We start from the raw sequence: 15,915 nt of genomic DNA on the forward strand, positions 1-15,915 counted from the left end.
CGTTTTTGTGGAAAGGAGCATGACCTCATGCGTTATCTAGCACCACCGATTTGGAGGTTGCCGCATGCCAATAACCTCGTATTACCTCATAACACCTATGTATTAGACAGGAAACAAGGGGATGTGAATGGAGACGGCATCCCGGATAAGGTGTATCTCGTTGGCGAGAAGCCGGATGGTTCATCAGGTATTTTCGAAGAACACATTACCTTGATCATTATAGATGGATACTCCCAGCACATGACTACCGTGGAATTACGGAACAATGCAGGTTACAACGCGACGCTATTCTTAGGGGATTTCAATCACGATCATGTAGCAGACATCCTCGTTCGCATTGATGCAGGCGGAAGCGGCGGCTACCTCTATGCCTACCTCTACTCTTTCAGAAACAACATGTTGAAGGAGCTATTCAATAGTGATTCGTATAACAAAGAATATTCCTTCCATATGCATTATGAAAATATGTATAAAGCAAGCGTAAGCAGCCCTTCCTTAAATGTGCTTTTCTTGCTTGATTTAACCACGAAGGGGCCTGAATATTTATCCCAGTTCTATCAAGAAGACGGCAAGCTGAAAAAACCTACACAAGGCGAGGTTCTGGCTCTAGGAGAACTATATCCGATCGTCGTTCAGCGGAATGACATGAACTATGATCTTTATGTGCTGCAACGAATCATTGGAACGATCAATGCAGATACGTTAGGATATGTCGAGAACCTGCTGACATGGGAGCAAGATCATTTCCGTTCTGCCCGATTAACCGTCTCGATCCTTGGTTCTCAATTAATTACTCCATACGCATAGGTATTCGTCCAACCCACCATCTCCACTCCTGCATACATTATGTTAGCCTAATACTCGAAGGAGTGAACTATATATGGGATTTTTTCCATCTCCATTCAATCCCCCACAGGGACCTTTTATGCCTGGACAACAATTCCCGATCGGCCCTCAAGGACCGCAGGGGACTATGGGGCAAGCGCCCACCGCACCGCCGCCTCCATTTGAACCCCAACAACCACAAGTCTCTGCATTTGCCGTGGATCCTGGCGCTATAGCTGGTTGTTTATTCCGCAATACATTTATTTGGCTTACGAATGGGAATCGTTTCTGGTTCTACCCTATTTTTGTAGGACGTACATCGGTTGCCGGATTCCGCTGGACAGGTAGAAATTGGATGTATTTTGGTATCGATTTGAATCAGATCAGCTCTTTTACTTGCTTCTAAGCTTAAACATCGGAGAAGCATCGAAGATGACAGACCCTCGATGCTTCTCATTTATTTATGTATCGATAGGTTCTTAGATGAATCGTGTGGCCTTGTACCTCGGAACATGAATTTCCACATCACAGCATTGACCAGAACAAGTATAACCATATAACCATATACAGCATAAGAATTATTGCTTATTCCAAAATGTACAGCAGCAAATGGAAGAAGCAGCAGGACAAGAGGGAATATCGTCCATTGTGATTCTTGCTGCGCACCTGCAAAGGAGACGGAGAAAGGAAGTGATTTTCCAATCCATTGATAACAAAGAAGCAGATACAAGTTGGCGCTGAACATGATAATCATGAGGTGCGGAATGATCGTTATGCCAAAGACACCGATAAGCACCATACAAAGAATCAGATAAATCGGAAGAAACAATCGAACCATCACGGCTTTTATCGTTCCACGATGAAGGAGCGCTATGTTCTGAATCGGTGCCACCGTATAGATCCAAGAACCTTTATATCTCCCTGAGTATTTTAGCATATTCACGACGGTTGGAATCATCATTAAGCTCAAATAGATCGTGAAGTACAGCTTGCTGTCTGCTAATTCCGCCCAACTTTTCGATCGCAATCCACTAAAAATAAAAATAAATGGCAGTACCGCCATGAGCGCTACTGAAGGATATACCTTTAATTTAAACTCGCGTTCGCTCCCTAACATCCGTAAGGCAAAACGGAAAAAAGCCTGTTCCTCCGTGCTCCGACATATCCATTTGGATAAACGCTGAATCACACCGTGTGAAGACTTTGCACTTCGCATACTCTGACTATGCATCAGCTTGATTAAATTTTGTTCGAATGCGGGCATGAATTTCGTATATGTCAAGAACAAACAAATCGGAACGCATAAGGCTAGCACTGTGAATGCAATGTAGTAGCCATTCCTGTTTCCTTTCAATAATTCAAAGGGAGCAGCAAACCATAACGGCGGAATGAAGAAATTCCACCAAGTTGGTGTCCAGGCTAATGCCGATTGAACGAGATCGAAGGATCGAATCACAAGTTGATACCCGACAGCAACCCCAATAGAAAGTCCAATTTGGACGTAGTTAATAATATCCTTCAGCCGTTCTCCATCATATAATTTGAGGACAACCAAATAGACGATCGATGTCATAACAAGGATGAACATATCCATCAGGATGGTCTCAAGCAGATATATTAGACCGAATCCGATTCCGTGCCGAATGATAGAGGCTACCCATCCTGGAGCCATTAATACGAAAGTAAGTATGAACATATAGATGCTGATATGCATCGTCTTTGCCATGCGGATCGTCTTGGGATCAACGGGCTTCGTACTTAGGGTCGATATATCTCGGACATCCAGCATGACGGAGGAAAAATCCGAAATCATCGTCGTCATCATGATGAACATACTCATGCCAAATACGAGGCTCATCTGAATGAAATAATTATCTCCCATCACGATAATCGGGATCATTATCGCCCCGTAAATCCCATAGATCCACAGCGACTTCATAAAATTGTTGCTTTCCAGAAATTCTTCTTCATGTATCTTGGACCGTTCCCCGATCACCGTGGGTACACGTCGACGATCCATCAACAGTTTGACTTGCAAAATCTTGCGCATCACAGCATAATCTATCCCTAATTTGTCGAATAGGCTTCGGAATCGGTCCAATACAAGCAATGATCTAATTTCTCTCATCCTTACACCTCTTGCACGATGGATACGAATTCCTCAGCAATCGCTGCATGCTCATGAAAGCCGGTCATCTGCGTAAAAATCTGTTCTAACGTCCCTTCTTGGCTGTGATGCTTCAGAGACTCGAACGTTCCATCCGCTACGATTCTTCCTTCGTGCAGGAGCACGATTCGATTACTGATCTTCTCCACGACATCCATGATATGAGAAGAGTAAAAAATAGTTTTGCCTTGTGCAGCCAATTGAGACATTAATTCTTTCACAATCATGACACTATTCGCATCCAGCCCGCTTAAAGGCTCATCTAAAAATAATAAATCCGGGTTATGCAGCAAACTGGAAATGAGCATGACCTTTTGCTTCATGCCTTTGGAATACGATGAGATCGCCTTATCATAGACCTCTTCCCCAAGCCCTAGGATATGCATTAATCTTTTCGCTTTCATATTCGCCGTAGACCACGATAAACCGTATAATTCGCCTACGAACGTCAAGTATTCGCTTGCCGTCAGATTGTCATAGATATCTATGACTTCCGGTACATAACCAATGTTTCGTTTGTATTCCCAATCTCCGTCTGAAATACGCTTCCCAAAAAGACTTATGTCTCCCGTGTAGCCTTCCACTAGCCCCAGCATGATTTTAACCGTCGTACTCTTCCCTGCACCGTTTGGGCCAATGTAACCAATAATCTGACCTGGATAAACCTCCATATCAATATTTTTTAACACGGGTTTATCCCCATAATTCATGCTCAGATTCCGTATCGATAATACCGGCTGTTCCGCATTCAACATGTCAACATTCCTTTCTACAAGGTCTACATTGAACATTTTAACATATATTCCCACTCGGTTCTCTTAAAACATCTTTAGTCTACCAAAATATGTCCTCAGCACATAAAAAAAGCGGTCACGCCATGACCGTGATCGCTAATTTGTTGTATTATTTGATCGCATGATCAATTGCAATTTGACCGCCTGACCACACCTCTCGCGATGTCCATGCTTTTGGCTCATCATGCCAGAAAGGCGCTTGCGCCGGTAGCCCAAGCGGAAGGAATACGGTCGAGCACAGGTATAAGCTGCCCGTACTAATATAACTCTCGCTGAGCTCCGGCTGATAACCACAGAAGCCCATCGTTAGCCACCCTTCCTGATCGAAGGTTCCAGGCATATCGATCATACGTTGAATGACGGCTGTTAATGCGCAGCGGACCTGCGCTGGGGTGATTTCATCCGGTAGCTCTTCTCTTAACGCCATATGAGATAAATGTTGAAAAGCTCCAAATCGATAGACGAGAGAGCGCCCGATGGCCGGGAATGTTCCTTCAGGAGAAATCATGCGTTCCAGGACACCGGCATAGCGCACTGCACGCTGCAGCACAGGTTCTCGCAGACTGTTCCAATCGGCATGCTGATCTCCTACCGCCTCTAGGATGTCGACAAGCATGGGTTGAATAACGAAGCTATTATAATAATCCCAGTGGAAATTCGGACCATCCCCGTATACGCCATCACCTTTGTACCATTGTTCATGTTGTCTTAAGGCATAATCGATACGCATCGGATCCCAATCCGAACCCATTTTGTATAAAGCACATTCAATCATCGCTGAGAACAAGAGCCAGTTATTATATCCAGGCTTTCTTGTTCGCGTGGAACGTAGTGCTTCGATGACATGTTGTTGCACCTGAGGTTTTAACTTGAACCATAATTCGTTCGGCGCTCGCAGAATGGCATGAGCCAGAAAAGCCGCGTCTACAATCGGTTGGTAATCATATGAAAACACCATATAATCCGGGGATTCCGGATCTGTTCCAGCTTCAATCGACTGCCGCGCTAACTCGGCATAGGCTTCCCTGAGTTCACCTTCCCGCCCGACGGACTCACCTGACTCTAACCAAGGCGCGATTCCTGTCAGCGTCCGTCCCAAAGCTTCTAGCGGAGCATACAAGGAACGATCTTCATGACCGGCAGGCATGATCTGTTTCAATTCCCTATTTTTCAGTGCATGTAATACAGGATTTGCAATTTGACACATGGTCTCAACCCAATATAATCGATCCGAAGTTTCCATCTTCATATTCCTCCCATACCTCTGTCCACCTCAGTTTACCAGATTATGAGAGCGCTTCAACATCATTTTTCATGCTTAAAAATCTTTTTTGCCAAATCTTCGCATCCCCCATACGAATAAAACCAGCGTGTAGATGACCGTATACATAATAAACGTGGAGGAAGGGATTTGCCCCATGTCAAACATGCCTAAAGGGCTGTTCTGAGACGACATAAGTCCCCCTAGATCCTTGAAGCTGAACAATTCAGCTAACATTTTGCGTTGCAATGCATCCGCTGGCATGAGAAGCGACATGATACCCGATATATTGTTAAGCGGTTGGGCCAACGCAGCATCAAGTCGTATGGTACTGCTCACTTTCTCAATCATCCCGCCAAGCCACCCTGCTCCATATAGCATGGTCATGAAGACCCCGTTGCCAACAGCGGAGAAGAACCCTGAGCCCCACATCGATGCCGTAATGAGCAATGGGACAACGGATGCGAACAGCAGGAATGATTTGATTAACGAAGCTGGATCTTTTGGAATGGTTGCTTGGGCATTCGTGATTAGCAGGATAGCTATAAACAAGATAAGTGCATACAGCATACCGAGCGTTACATACCCTAGCCATCTGCCCAGATACCATTTCCATCGAGGAAGAGGTCGTGGCAATAACGATTGCATGACACCTTGCTCTGCTTCGCCGCTGATTACAGCAAAGGAACTAAAAATAGACAGAAACGCTACAACAAAGGCGCCAAAAAAGAATCCTAACATGAGGATAAAAGAACCGCGCATAAACCGATCAATAAGCACCTCCGTGCTATTTGGGTCAAATCGACTCGTCAGGTGTATCCCGCCAATGGTCTTAGCTATGAACCAGAACGCGATGAGGAATATCACCGTCATGATTAACGTGAGCAGCATGACCCGTTTGCGCATCATTTCTTTCCATGTCATGCCCATAATAATCATCATTACCGCTCACCTCTGTGACTCAGCCCGGAAACAGCACTCATGAACCATTTCTCTAAGCGTTCTTTTTTGCGCGACACTTCATAAAGTGTCATCCCTTGTCCGATGATTAGCGTATTGAACCATCCGACTTGCTCTTCATGCTCCATCACTACCTCCAACCATGCGGTGCCATCTGCTTCTTGCGACATCAATGTTACTTGGAACCCACTCGTATCACGAAGCCAAGAAAGCAAAAAAGGCGAGAATCCGCCGACTTTTAATTGCCAGCAAATTTTCGTCTGTAATACGTCCGATACATGCCCGGAGCGCAAAATTTGTCCATCATTCAATAATGCAATGCGGTCGCATATCACTTCAACATCTTCCAGGAGATGCGAATTCAGAAATATCGTCTTCCCTTCCGCTTTCAATTTCGCAAGAAGGGATCTCACTTCTTGGCGGCCAATCGGATCTAAAGCGGATGAAGGCTCGTCCAAAAACACAATATCCGGATCATTGATCAGCGCACAAGCGATTCCTAAACGCTGCTGCATTCCTTTAGAATAATGCTTCACCCGATCCTTACCCCTCAATCCGATGCCTACCTCTTCAAGCACTTGAGGCACGCGCTGCTTCATCACTTGTCGGTCCATCCCGCATAATTGCGCATGCAGCCGAACGACCTCTTCCCCCGTCAACCACTCTTGATATCGGTAAAGCTCGGGCAGATAACCGATACTCCTTTTGGCTTCAATGGAACCAATCGGTTCACCGAGTATAAATCCTTGTCCATCCGTCGGCGCTATCAAGCCCACGAGCATTTTGACGAACGTGCTCTTTCCTGCGCCGTTAGGGCCGAGGAAGCCGAAGGCTTCCCCTTTCCCCACTTGTATGGACACATCTCGGCAACCTCGGCCGTTATGAAACTCTTTCGTTAGCCCATCCGTTGCGATGGCGATACTGCTCATGAACCGATCAGCTCCTTGAGTTTATCCATAAAGGCTTCATGGGTTGCAAACATATTTCCGCCGTTAAACATATACAACTGACCGTCCTTCACCCATGTGCCTCTGAAATTCGTATAGTCACCGGAGGTCTCATCTTGTACAATCACTTCTGTCCCTTGAATCGTCGTCTTGGTTGTTTTATCGCCCGTAATAATCGGCATCGGGATGTCACCCGATAAGATACGGCTTTGCTGCAGGCTTTCTTTTAGATAGTCGGGTAATAATGGGAAATTGAGTACGGCATCCAATGCTTCCTCTACGGAAATGGAAGGGTCTACCGTCACTTTCGGTACGTTCAACTGACTTAAATTCGCCCACTGCTCGCCTTCCGACAAATTATAATTGACTTGTTCCGGAATTTCCAGCGTAATCGGCTTCCCATCCACGGATGTCGGCAAGAGCTTGGATGCGCCTAACTTTCGCAACGCTTTGTTAACCTCATCCACATGCAGGCTAAATGTCATCGATTGGGATGGCGAAATATAAGCCTTCGTAATTTGATTGTCTTTGACAATGGGTAACAGCGGATATCCGAGACGTTCCCCTGCTGCTTCCGGCGTGAATTCGCCTTGCAATGTACCATTAGTATGCTTGAAATCACCAAACAAATTGATGCTCTCGCTGATTTCACCATTCTCCGATATTTGATTAAAAATGTTACGGATATCACTTTCATTCACGGCCGCGACATTCTGCACTTTAAATTGATTGAAAATCGCGGCAAGAGCTTTATTGCCAACAGGCGTAGCTATGACAGCTCCCACGATGCAGCAAGCTGCAGCAAACCCTGCCCATTTGCGTCCCCGCGTCATGGGCTTCCTTTTTTTGTCACGCACATACTTCGGTTTGATTGTCGATATTGCATGGTTTTCTGAATGATCCGCTCCCGCTTCAAATGTTCCTTGTTGATCCAACTCCGTATTCAAATTCTGATTATTATCGTTATGAGCTGCCGTCCATGTCGCCCACGTTGGATTGATTGGCTCTTCTGCTAACTTTGCTTGAAATCTGTTCCAAGCTTCATCCGTCTGATGCTTGTCATCTTTAGGATGCAATGGATTGTTCGTCATCAGCTTCATCCCCCTACTTCATGATTTTATCTCGGATGGACTCATCGTCTTCACCGCGCTTTGTCTAAGTTTCTCTGTGGCTCGGCTAATCAATGTCCCCACCACCGGTGGTCTCACGTTAAGCTCGTGAGCAATTTCCGCATAACTGTACCCGGAATACCGGAGTAACAGCACCTGCCGATCCCTTTCGGGCAACGTATCCAGCCATTCTCTAACCTCTTCTTGATCCATCTTGCGTAGTAAAGCTTCCTCGCCCGACTGTAGTAACACATCACCTTCAAAATAGAGCTCCTGCTTATTCTGAAGTCGGCGTTCTCTTGCTAACTTATCCATATAGTCATATCCAACGCGTGTAAGTACACGGTGTAACCATGCCCCAACGGCAGCGGGATCATCAGGCGGATTACGGTACAGTTTAAGGAATACATCCTGTGCCAAATCATCTGCGGCTGCATCATCGCGAACAAGCGCAACTAATTTTCGCCTTACGATGGGATAGTGTTCATAAAATATACTTCGAAATGGGTTGGATTCCGGAATTTTCACTTGGTAAAGCCTCCTTTCGGCTGCAGCTATAAGTAAGACGGACGATCTTCTCGTTTTGTATCACATGCCTATCATTTTTTTAAAAAAATATGAAACGCCGCATGATGGCTGGAACCTCAATGGAAGTTCAAGCATCATGCGGCGTTCATCATATTGAACACCATACACTGGATTAAGAATCAAATTTGAGTATGCGATAATTGTTTTTGATGTAGTTATAACCTGAATACAACGTCACAATGACAGCTGCGTACATCAGAATTTGATCGATAGGCACCTGCGTAAAGTAACTGAAGGGACGATTCTTTAACATGACGGCTGCAATCGCAACGACTTGAAGCACCATTTTAATTTTACCGAATCGATCGGCTTGTAAAGCAATCTTGTGTGAAGAGGCCACAACCCGAATGTACGTGATCACAACTTCTCTACCGATCATAACGAACGCGATCCAGGCATAGATGAAATGCTGATTGACCAGTAAGATTAGCGCTGAAGTAACCAATAATTTATCTGCTAATGGATCCAATAGCTTCCCAAGATTCGTGATCTGATTATATTTCCTTGCAATATAACCATCTAATTTATCCGTGATTGACGCGAGTATAAACACAATCGAGGCATAATATATGCCGTAAGATTGTAGATGCTGAACAAGTGTAGATTTCTCAATGAGCCAATCCGGATAGATCGGAAACAGCATGATAAAAAGAGGAATGAATAATATACGAACGATCGTGATTTTATTCGCTAAATTCATAGGCTTCCTCCTTTCTGATGAATCCTTCACATCGCGTAGAATTCGGCTTGCATATAGCATATCAAAACTTAAGTCTAAACGAAAATCCATCGTGATTAGAAGGGCTCTTCACACAAAAATTGTTGAATTTTCATGTTCACAATGTCTGGGTTTTCTAGGTTAAGCAGATGACCTGTTCCTGGAATCACTTCCGCCTTCAAATCGATGCCTAATTGCGTCGCGCGCTGAAATGCCGCATTGTAGTCACTAATCACTTCCTGATCCCCGAGGAGCAGAAGGATGGGCATCGTTAGCTTGTGGAATTCATCGTCACCGTAAACGCCAGGCGGTACTCTCAATGAAAGAGTACCATATTTGAAGGCAGCATGAAATTGGTTTACCAATGCCTTGTTCAGTTGATGTTTGGATAACCATTTGATAAATAGGAGGACATGCCACTTGATTGGGATCGCTGACATCGCAATAATTCGATAAATGAATGTATTGTATAATGGCACAAACGTGGACGCAGGACTAAGCAGAAACAGCTTATTTACTTTATGTGGCGCATGAATTGCGTAATTGACGGCCAGAAATCCTCCATAAGAAATCCCGCCGAGGACTGCAGATGAGACTCCTAACGCATTTGTTACTTCATCTAACCATTCCGCGCACGCTTCCCGATTCGCAGGCAAGATGCTGGGTGCGCTTTTATTCAAGTCTCCGATAAAATCAATGGCATAGACTTTATACTTCTGGGCTAGCGGTTGAATATTGGGGTGCCAGACCGTAGAACTAAATCCCATCGCATGTAACAAAACCATCGGTTCTCCATCCTCAGGCCCACATGTCACGACATGAGTTGCTCCAAAACGAGTGGGAACATATTCAGTCGTATAGGGAACTGGCCATAACGAAAGACTCTGGTCGTATGCCGATTGATATTTCAGCTGTTTCTGTAAGGTTTTAAAGTGCATTGAGTTTGAGGTGATCTGCGTCTTAATCCCGTTAGTATCCATTCTACTCCTCCTGATTTACAGGTTATGATAGGCAAACGTTCCGGTTCTTATAGGCGATTAATTCGTGAGAAAGCCAATCCTCGTTGCCGATAATCTGTCTGCGTCATAATATCAGGTTCGACGTAACCTCCGCCTATATAGAAGGTGTTACATGCACTAACGAACCCCGATTCCTCTATGTGAATTAATCCCGCTTCACTAATAATTCTTGGATTGAGGCTGGATACAATGGTTTACTTAATTCTAATATGGCTTTGGCATAATCTTGTATTTCTTTCTGGGCATCATGTTCTAGTCTTTGATTTAGAAAATGGCATACGGATTGCAATGATGCCGTCCAATACCATCTGACATACATGCCGTAGGAAGGTAAAAAGAGCCTTGCTTGTTCCGCGCACAATCCCGCTTCTATTGCCGATTCATACTTTTGAACCCCTAACTCGATGTACTCTATCAATTCTTGAGTCAGTTGGGTCCCCACTTCATTTCCTAATACTTCACCGCTGCCTTGCTTCGAATTCTCTGGCTTGCTTCTCCACTCGTCTGAATTTGGTATGTAGAATGTCGGTTCCTCTGTAATATATCTGCGACTCGATTCATTCCATGCCTCAAGACTATCTCCCGTTCCTTCCGCATGCGCAGAACCAATGACATACTTCCACCATTGTCGAGCTACCATGAGCGGAGCGTAGATTTCATACTGTAACATGACATGTCTAAAAGGTGAGGTATGACCCTCTCTAGCGAGGAACTTAATAAGGCGAATATCTTTATCGGAAAGCTCATTGGATTCCTTGGCATAAGAAACGCGTGCGGCATTGACGACGCTCAAATCCGATCCCATATGGTTTACAAGTCTTACATACCCTTTATCTAGCACTTGATATAATGTCATTCAAATATCCTCCTTGATATGGATCCTCAGCATTCTGCCTCATCAACCCTAGTTTTCGATTCGAAATTACTCTTTACCTCCGCAAGAATCAACTTATGCCCTTCTTTTTCAGCTCATCGAGAATTTTCACGAGTACAATCCAAATCGCCCTTAAATATCCGATAACAAAGAAAAATCCGAGTAATATCACGATCAAAAACATGCCCTATTCACCTCACTTGGGGTCTCCATTTCTTATCTAAAACCCCGTAATTTCATCTAACATGAACTCATGATTGATAAGCTGTCTTATTAGACGTGCGCTAGGATATTGATTAGCTTCCCAAAAGGATCACGTACATAAAACCTACGAACTCCCCACGCCTCATTTACCGGCCCATATTCGATCGGAATACCAGCACTCTTCATTCGTTCCAACGCTTCATCGACATTGTCGACTTCAATGGATATATCAGGTGTTGGCGTATCTGAGCCCCCTTGTGACGCAAAGCTTATTTGTATGCTCATTTCTTCATGTGATCCATATGTTGCAATCCAACCTTGATCCATTAGTAACTCAAGACCGAGCACATCATGGTAGAATCTCTTCGCTGCCATAACTTCAGGAGTTTCGATGTTCGTGACGATACGTTTAACTTTCATCCCAAACCTCCAATTCTACAGAAATCATTTTTCATGCTTACATTTCTTTTTCTAAAACGTAACATTCATTTTGCAAATTCCTAGGGTCTCGGATCTTAACAATTTTAAATCCACATTTATTGACATAAAAATGATGATTTCTTTTGGAATACCCTGGGGTTTCAGTGATCCATTTTTTTGTATTCGGGTACTTCAGCTCGATAAATCTCCATATTTTCAGGCCTATCCCTTGATTATGTTCGATGGGATCCACATATAAATTCCCAAGGAAATTCTCGTTATTTTCGTTGATCCATACAATGACGGAACCCATTAACTTACCATTTAGCAAGACTTTATAGGATTGCGCTTGTGAATCTAATGCCCATTTTCGAAGGAATTCCCCTGTATCGTATCCTTCAGGTCCTCCTTTTTCCAAGCCAAGAAATTGTTTCGTATCTTGATCAAAGGCACGTGTCATGATCTCCGTTAATTGCTCGATATCTTCTTCAAAGATGGGTTGGAATTCTAAGTCTTCATATACCTCCATATCCATACCTCCCAAAAATTAATCGAACTTCAAATAATCGGTCTTTATGATCGAAAAAATAGCAGCATCTACAAAACTTTCCTTCTCATAAAAATAATCTTTTAATAACCCTTCATAATTAAATCTCGATTTTTCCAACACCTTGCGTGAACTAATGTTATCCGAATCAATGAGTGCCTCAATTCGGTTTAATCCAAGCTCTTGAAACCCATATTTAATTACAGAATGTAACACCTCGGTCATGATTCCCTCACGCCAATATTCAGGTGTTAATTCATATCCAATCTCAGCTTTGAAATGTTTCTTTGACCAATTATGAAATCCACATGTCCCAATAATCCGGTCGGAGGGTTTAAACGTGATTCCCCATCTTATCCCACGTTGTGTTTCAAATTTTTCATTCCAATTATGAATTAGAGCTTCTGCTTGTTTCGGATCTGTGAAACTCTGTAAATCATAAAACTTTGTTACCTCATCTTTTGAAAAGTAATGATAAAGATCATCGGTATCTTCGATTCGTAATTGACGGAGTATCAATCTTTCTGTTTCAAGTACTGGATAATTAGACATAGGTTTGTCCTCCCTTTGTAAACGATGGTTAGCTGAATTGTGGATTATGTCCTGATTCTTGATCGTTACTCTATTTCACTACTACTTTCTTCTTAAGGTGTAATAGACTAGATTGTCTCTTAATTCTTCTTCACGTGAAAAACCCATCTTATTGAGCAGCTGTTGCGATCGGACGTTATCTTGTTCAACTGTCGCTTCTACGAGATTAATTTCCATCACATCAAAACCAATTTTAATCATCTCCGTTAAAGCCTCTTGCATCAATCCGAGTCCCCAGTATCTACGAGATAAATCAAAACCAATTTCTGCTCTTGCATCGATCCCCTTCACCCAACAATGAAATCCACAGGTACCAACGAATTCACCATTTGTCCTATGGAAAAGGCCATACCTACAACCCGAATCATCCATATGAAATTGAATGATTTCCTCTGCTTCTTTCATATCTTTGCAAGGCTCTATATCCATAAACTGCGTTACTTCAGGGTCAGAAAAGTGTCTAAAGACCGACTCACAGTCCGATAAATTCAGTTCTCTAAGGAATAATCTTTGGGTCTCTATTTCTGGAAAATAGTTCATATAAAATTCATCCTTTTGTTTTTGAGTGTTCATTCTGAAGAAGGATACTTATTGCCAATTTGCTTGGACACTCCCTCTCCAAATAAGTTTCTTAAATGGTATTATAACCCAGTCCCTCCATTTCTGCTTTAACTTTATTCACAAAACAAAAAAGCTGCAGCGCGAATGACATTCATCCGAATTGCAACTCAGTAATGGAGGGTAAAAACGGTTTATCCGATCCTCCCTATTCCCAAACAATACTATTTTTTCATGATTCATTTTTAAATCTCTTTAATAATTGAAGTTCTTTCAGATCGATCCTTACATGTCCATTCCTATTCTACATGCACGTGAGATTAGCCTAATAAATCCATTATTTCGTTTGCATAGGCACTCCAATTCTTACTATCAGTACTTATTTCTATGGTTGGAAGGACAGAAAAACTAGATTGTTTACGTAGTTCTGATTGGGTATGTATAAATTCATCTGCTGACTTTCTGATTTCTTCTTCTGTTTTGTTCGTCCATTCGTGAGGTGTTCGACTTTGCATTCTTTGCTCTACGTTCTCTGAAGATACCGTTAATAATACACATTTAGCCCCAAGGTTTAGCATTTCATTTTCTAGAGATTCGATTTCATAGGAAGATTCTGTGGGAAATGCCACTCTGTGATTCAAATGAAATCTTTCCAGTATAAAAAATAATCCTCTCGATGCCCGAGATGCATCTGGACCGAGATATGTTGCCCATTCGTTTAATTGACGCAACATGCTAACCCGTTCTTTCAATAACTGAAGATGTTCATTACGATTCAAACGTTTAAACTCGCCATGAACATTGTTTAATACTTGGGAATAATGTTCACTAAGAACAATGATACTGCGCTCCGATGTTTCGTCTTGTGCTTGAAGTAGCTTTAGAGCTTTTAAAACAGACGTTTTTCCAGCATTTGAATACCCTTCTAGAATAATCCCTCTGATGTGGCTCACTGTGAAAACCTCCAACTAACCATGATTTGAAATCAATTATACTAAATATTATTATTCGGTTATTCACTTTATTTAAAGCAGCCATTAACTATTTTGTATTCTTTCCAATCCAATATACCTTCCAAGGTCTTTATAGGTGTATGAAATGTATCTTAATTTCAGATATAAAAAAAAGAGGTCAGTCTCCGAAGAGACCGACCTAATGGAAGTTGTGAGAGAGATAAAAATAGAGATTTCATTAAAAGTATATACTACGAATTGTTCTTACGCGCTCTGCTTCTGCTGCGCTTCCTGCTTTGGTTCTGCCATCATTTTTTTGGACAGATATATAGCAACGAATATTGCTGTGACGCCGCCAACCAATTTCCCCACAATCATCGGGAAAATCATTTCTTTGGCAACCCCTGCTGTAAATCCAAGGTGATCCCCGAATACAAATGCGGCAGATACCGCAAACGCGACGTTAATCACTTTACCACGACTATCCATATCTTTCATCATTCCGAACATCGGAATAACATTGGCTAGCGTGGCTACTAATCCCGCTGCTGCGACCTCATTCATGCCTAGCATTTTACCCATTTTCATCAACGGTTTGTTGAACACTTTTGTAATCACGAAGACCATCGCAAAGGCGCCAGCCAACACAATCGAAATATCTCCAACAATCTTGATTCCTTCATCAATTGGAGCAAGGCCAGGAATGATCGTGATGTCTGTAAGCTGCTGTACAATACTAGCCGCGAGTCCCAACGTTGCCACCATAACAATGAACTTTCCGAAGATGGTAAAGCCCTTGATCATGCCTTGTGGAAACCGCCATAAACCAAGCACGATTAGAGCAGCAAATAGGATGATCGGCACGAGGTTAGACAAAATCATGGTGATCGAGTAACCAGCAACCAATCCCCCTACCAAGCATCCAATCGGAATCGTGACGATACCAGCAAGCACGCCTGTCGCCATAAATTTATGATCTTCTTTCTTGATGATGCCGAGTGCAACCGGAATGATAAACACGATAGTCGGACCCAACATAGCGCCTAGGATAACTCCGGCAAACATACCTGCATCTGGACTATTAGCTAACTCTTGTGCAAGTGAAAATCCACCCATATCGTTCGCTAACAGCGTCGTCGCAAACATCGCCGGGTCCGCTCCTAACGCGGTATATAATGGGACGACAACGGGACTTAACAGCTTGGCCAATACAGGGGATAGCGAAATAATCCCTACCATCGCCAGTGTTAGCGACCCCATGGCCATAATCCCTTCATCAAATTGATGACCTAATCCAAATTTATACCCAATGCATTTATCGATGGCACCCAAAACCATGAAAATAACCATGATGTAAATGATAATTTCATTGATTTCCAT

Annotated in this window: 18 protein-coding genes; 2 read left to right on the forward strand and 16 right to left on the reverse strand. The window is 43.1% G+C overall.

The annotated features are described in order from the left end of the window. Window positions 1–27 precede the first annotated feature (27 nt). A complete protein-coding gene (locus BVG16_RS22255) occupies window positions 28–807 on the forward strand; it encodes an FG-GAP repeat domain-containing protein (protein WP_233147137.1) in 780 nt (259 codons plus the stop codon). 73 nt (window positions 808–880) lie between these two features. Then, window positions 881–1,231 (forward strand): transporter, encoded by a 351-nt coding sequence (locus BVG16_RS22260; protein WP_078501386.1) that lies wholly within the window; start codon window positions 881–883, stop codon window positions 1,229–1,231. 51 nt (window positions 1,232–1,282) lie between these two features. On the opposite strand, the gene BVG16_RS22265 is transcribed toward BVG16_RS22260, so the two are convergent. The 16 genes from BVG16_RS22265 to eutH form a co-directional block, all read right to left on the reverse strand. Continuing rightward, entirely contained in the window at window positions 1,283–2,953 is a 1,671-nt protein-coding gene (locus BVG16_RS22265; protein WP_078501387.1) for an ABC-2 family transporter permease, read from the reverse strand. Between the two features lie 2 nt (window positions 2,954–2,955). Beyond that, window positions 2,956–3,747, reverse strand: coding sequence for an ABC transporter ATP-binding protein (locus BVG16_RS22270; protein WP_078501464.1), 792 nt, complete (start codon window positions 3,745–3,747; stop codon window positions 2,956–2,958). A gap of 148 nt (window positions 3,748–3,895) precedes the next feature. Continuing rightward, the gene (locus BVG16_RS22275) at window positions 3,896–5,035 is read right to left on the reverse strand and encodes a DUF2264 domain-containing protein (RefSeq protein WP_078501388.1); all 1,140 of its coding nucleotides are present in this window, start codon (window positions 5,033–5,035) and stop codon (window positions 3,896–3,898) included. A 69-nt stretch (window positions 5,036–5,104) separates the two neighbouring features. Next, the gene (locus BVG16_RS22280) at window positions 5,105–5,989 is read right to left on the reverse strand and encodes an ABC transporter permease subunit (RefSeq protein ID WP_078501389.1); all 885 of its coding nucleotides are present in this window, start codon (window positions 5,987–5,989) and stop codon (window positions 5,105–5,107) included. Continuing rightward, window positions 5,989–6,936, reverse strand: a complete 948-nt coding sequence (locus tag BVG16_RS22285; RefSeq protein ID WP_078501390.1) for an ABC transporter ATP-binding protein — start codon at window positions 6,934–6,936, stop codon at window positions 5,989–5,991. Before BVG16_RS22285 ends, BVG16_RS22280 begins: the two co-directional genes overlap by 1 nt. Further along, entirely contained in the window at window positions 6,933–8,045 is a 1,113-nt protein-coding gene (locus BVG16_RS22290; protein WP_078501391.1) for a hypothetical protein, read from the reverse strand. The genes BVG16_RS22285 and BVG16_RS22290 overlap by 4 nt, the downstream gene beginning before the upstream one ends. A gap of 18 nt (window positions 8,046–8,063) precedes the next feature. Further along, window positions 8,064–8,591: a sigma-70 family RNA polymerase sigma factor gene (locus tag BVG16_RS22295; protein WP_078501392.1), complete on the reverse strand. Its 528-nt coding sequence runs from the start codon at window positions 8,589–8,591 to the stop codon at window positions 8,064–8,066. Window positions 8,592–8,763: 172 nt separating this feature from the next. Next, complete coding sequence (gene pgsA, locus BVG16_RS22300) at window positions 8,764–9,351, reverse strand: CDP-diacylglycerol--glycerol-3-phosphate 3-phosphatidyltransferase (protein WP_078501393.1); 588 nt, start codon at window positions 9,349–9,351, stop codon at window positions 8,764–8,766. Between the two features lie 95 nt (window positions 9,352–9,446). Further along, window positions 9,447–10,349 carry an alpha/beta fold hydrolase gene (locus BVG16_RS22305; protein WP_078501394.1) on the reverse strand — a complete coding sequence of 301 codons (903 nt, stop codon included), beginning with the start codon at window positions 10,347–10,349 and terminating at the stop codon, window positions 9,447–9,449. Between the two features lie 184 nt (window positions 10,350–10,533). Then, a complete protein-coding gene (gene thyX, locus BVG16_RS22310; protein WP_078501395.1) occupies window positions 10,534–11,244 on the reverse strand; it encodes an FAD-dependent thymidylate synthase in 711 nt (236 codons plus the stop codon). A 291-nt stretch (window positions 11,245–11,535) separates the two neighbouring features. Beyond that, window positions 11,536–11,886, reverse strand: coding sequence for a VOC family protein (locus BVG16_RS22315; protein ID WP_078501396.1), 351 nt, complete (start codon window positions 11,884–11,886; stop codon window positions 11,536–11,538). Between the two features lie 37 nt (window positions 11,887–11,923). After that, complete coding sequence (locus tag BVG16_RS22320) at window positions 11,924–12,415, reverse strand: GNAT family N-acetyltransferase (protein ID WP_078501397.1); 492 nt, start codon at window positions 12,413–12,415, stop codon at window positions 11,924–11,926. A gap of 18 nt (window positions 12,416–12,433) precedes the next feature. Continuing rightward, window positions 12,434–12,985: a GNAT family N-acetyltransferase gene (locus BVG16_RS22325; RefSeq protein ID WP_078501398.1), complete on the reverse strand. Its 552-nt coding sequence runs from the start codon at window positions 12,983–12,985 to the stop codon at window positions 12,434–12,436. 81 nt (window positions 12,986–13,066) lie between these two features. Beyond that, on the reverse strand, window positions 13,067–13,564 hold the full coding sequence (locus BVG16_RS22330) for a GNAT family N-acetyltransferase (RefSeq protein ID WP_078501399.1): 498 nt from the start codon (window positions 13,562–13,564) through the stop codon (window positions 13,067–13,069). A gap of 338 nt (window positions 13,565–13,902) precedes the next feature. Next, window positions 13,903–14,535, reverse strand: coding sequence for a hypothetical protein (locus BVG16_RS22335; RefSeq protein WP_078501400.1), 633 nt, complete (start codon window positions 14,533–14,535; stop codon window positions 13,903–13,905). 264 nt (window positions 14,536–14,799) lie between these two features. Continuing rightward, the gene (gene eutH, locus BVG16_RS22340) at window positions 14,800–15,915 is read right to left on the reverse strand and encodes an ethanolamine utilization protein EutH (RefSeq protein ID WP_078501401.1); all 1,116 of its coding nucleotides are present in this window, start codon (window positions 15,913–15,915) and stop codon (window positions 14,800–14,802) included.

This window comes from Paenibacillus selenitireducens, from assembly GCF_002021565.1.
Classification (GTDB): Bacteria; Bacillota; Bacilli; order Paenibacillales; family Paenibacillaceae; genus Paenibacillus_K; species Paenibacillus_K selenitireducens.

Coding starts and splice junctions, on each gene's coding strand:
- BVG16_RS22305 (WP_078501394.1), bottom strand. CDS start 10,349: ATGGATACTAACGGGATTAAGACGCAGATCACCTCAAACTCAATGCAC.
- BVG16_RS22260 (WP_078501386.1), top strand. CDS start 881: ATGGGATTTTTTCCATCTCCATTCAATCCCCCACAGGGACCTTTTATG.
- BVG16_RS22280 (WP_078501389.1), bottom strand. CDS start 5,989: ATGATGATTATTATGGGCATGACATGGAAAGAAATGATGCGCAAACGG.
- BVG16_RS22270 (WP_078501464.1), bottom strand. CDS start 3,747: ATGTTGAATGCGGAACAGCCGGTATTATCGATACGGAATCTGAGCATG.
- BVG16_RS22255 (WP_233147137.1), top strand. CDS start 28: ATGCGTTATCTAGCACCACCGATTTGGAGGTTGCCGCATGCCAATAAC.
- BVG16_RS22275 (WP_078501388.1), bottom strand. CDS start 5,035: ATGAAGATGGAAACTTCGGATCGATTATATTGGGTTGAGACCATGTGT.
- eutH (WP_078501401.1), bottom strand. CDS start 15,915: ATGGAAATCAATGAAATTATCATTTACATCATGGTTATTTTCATGGTT.
- BVG16_RS22330 (WP_078501399.1), bottom strand. CDS start 13,564: ATGAACTATTTTCCAGAAATAGAGACCCAAAGATTATTCCTTAGAGAA.
- pgsA (WP_078501393.1), bottom strand. CDS start 9,351: ATGAATTTAGCGAATAAAATCACGATCGTTCGTATATTATTCATTCCT.
- BVG16_RS22290 (WP_078501391.1), bottom strand. CDS start 8,045: ATGACGAACAATCCATTGCATCCTAAAGATGACAAGCATCAGACGGAT.
- BVG16_RS22265 (WP_078501387.1), bottom strand. CDS start 2,953: ATGAGAGAAATTAGATCATTGCTTGTATTGGACCGATTCCGAAGCCTA.
- BVG16_RS22285 (WP_078501390.1), bottom strand. CDS start 6,936: ATGAGCAGTATCGCCATCGCAACGGATGGGCTAACGAAAGAGTTTCAT.
- BVG16_RS22315 (WP_078501396.1), bottom strand. CDS start 11,886: ATGAAAGTTAAACGTATCGTCACGAACATCGAAACTCCTGAAGTTATG.
- BVG16_RS22325 (WP_078501398.1), bottom strand. CDS start 12,985: ATGTCTAATTATCCAGTACTTGAAACAGAAAGATTGATACTCCGTCAA.
- thyX (WP_078501395.1), bottom strand. CDS start 11,244: ATGACATTATATCAAGTGCTAGATAAAGGGTATGTAAGACTTGTAAAC.
- BVG16_RS22320 (WP_078501397.1), bottom strand. CDS start 12,415: ATGGAGGTATATGAAGACTTAGAATTCCAACCCATCTTTGAAGAAGAT.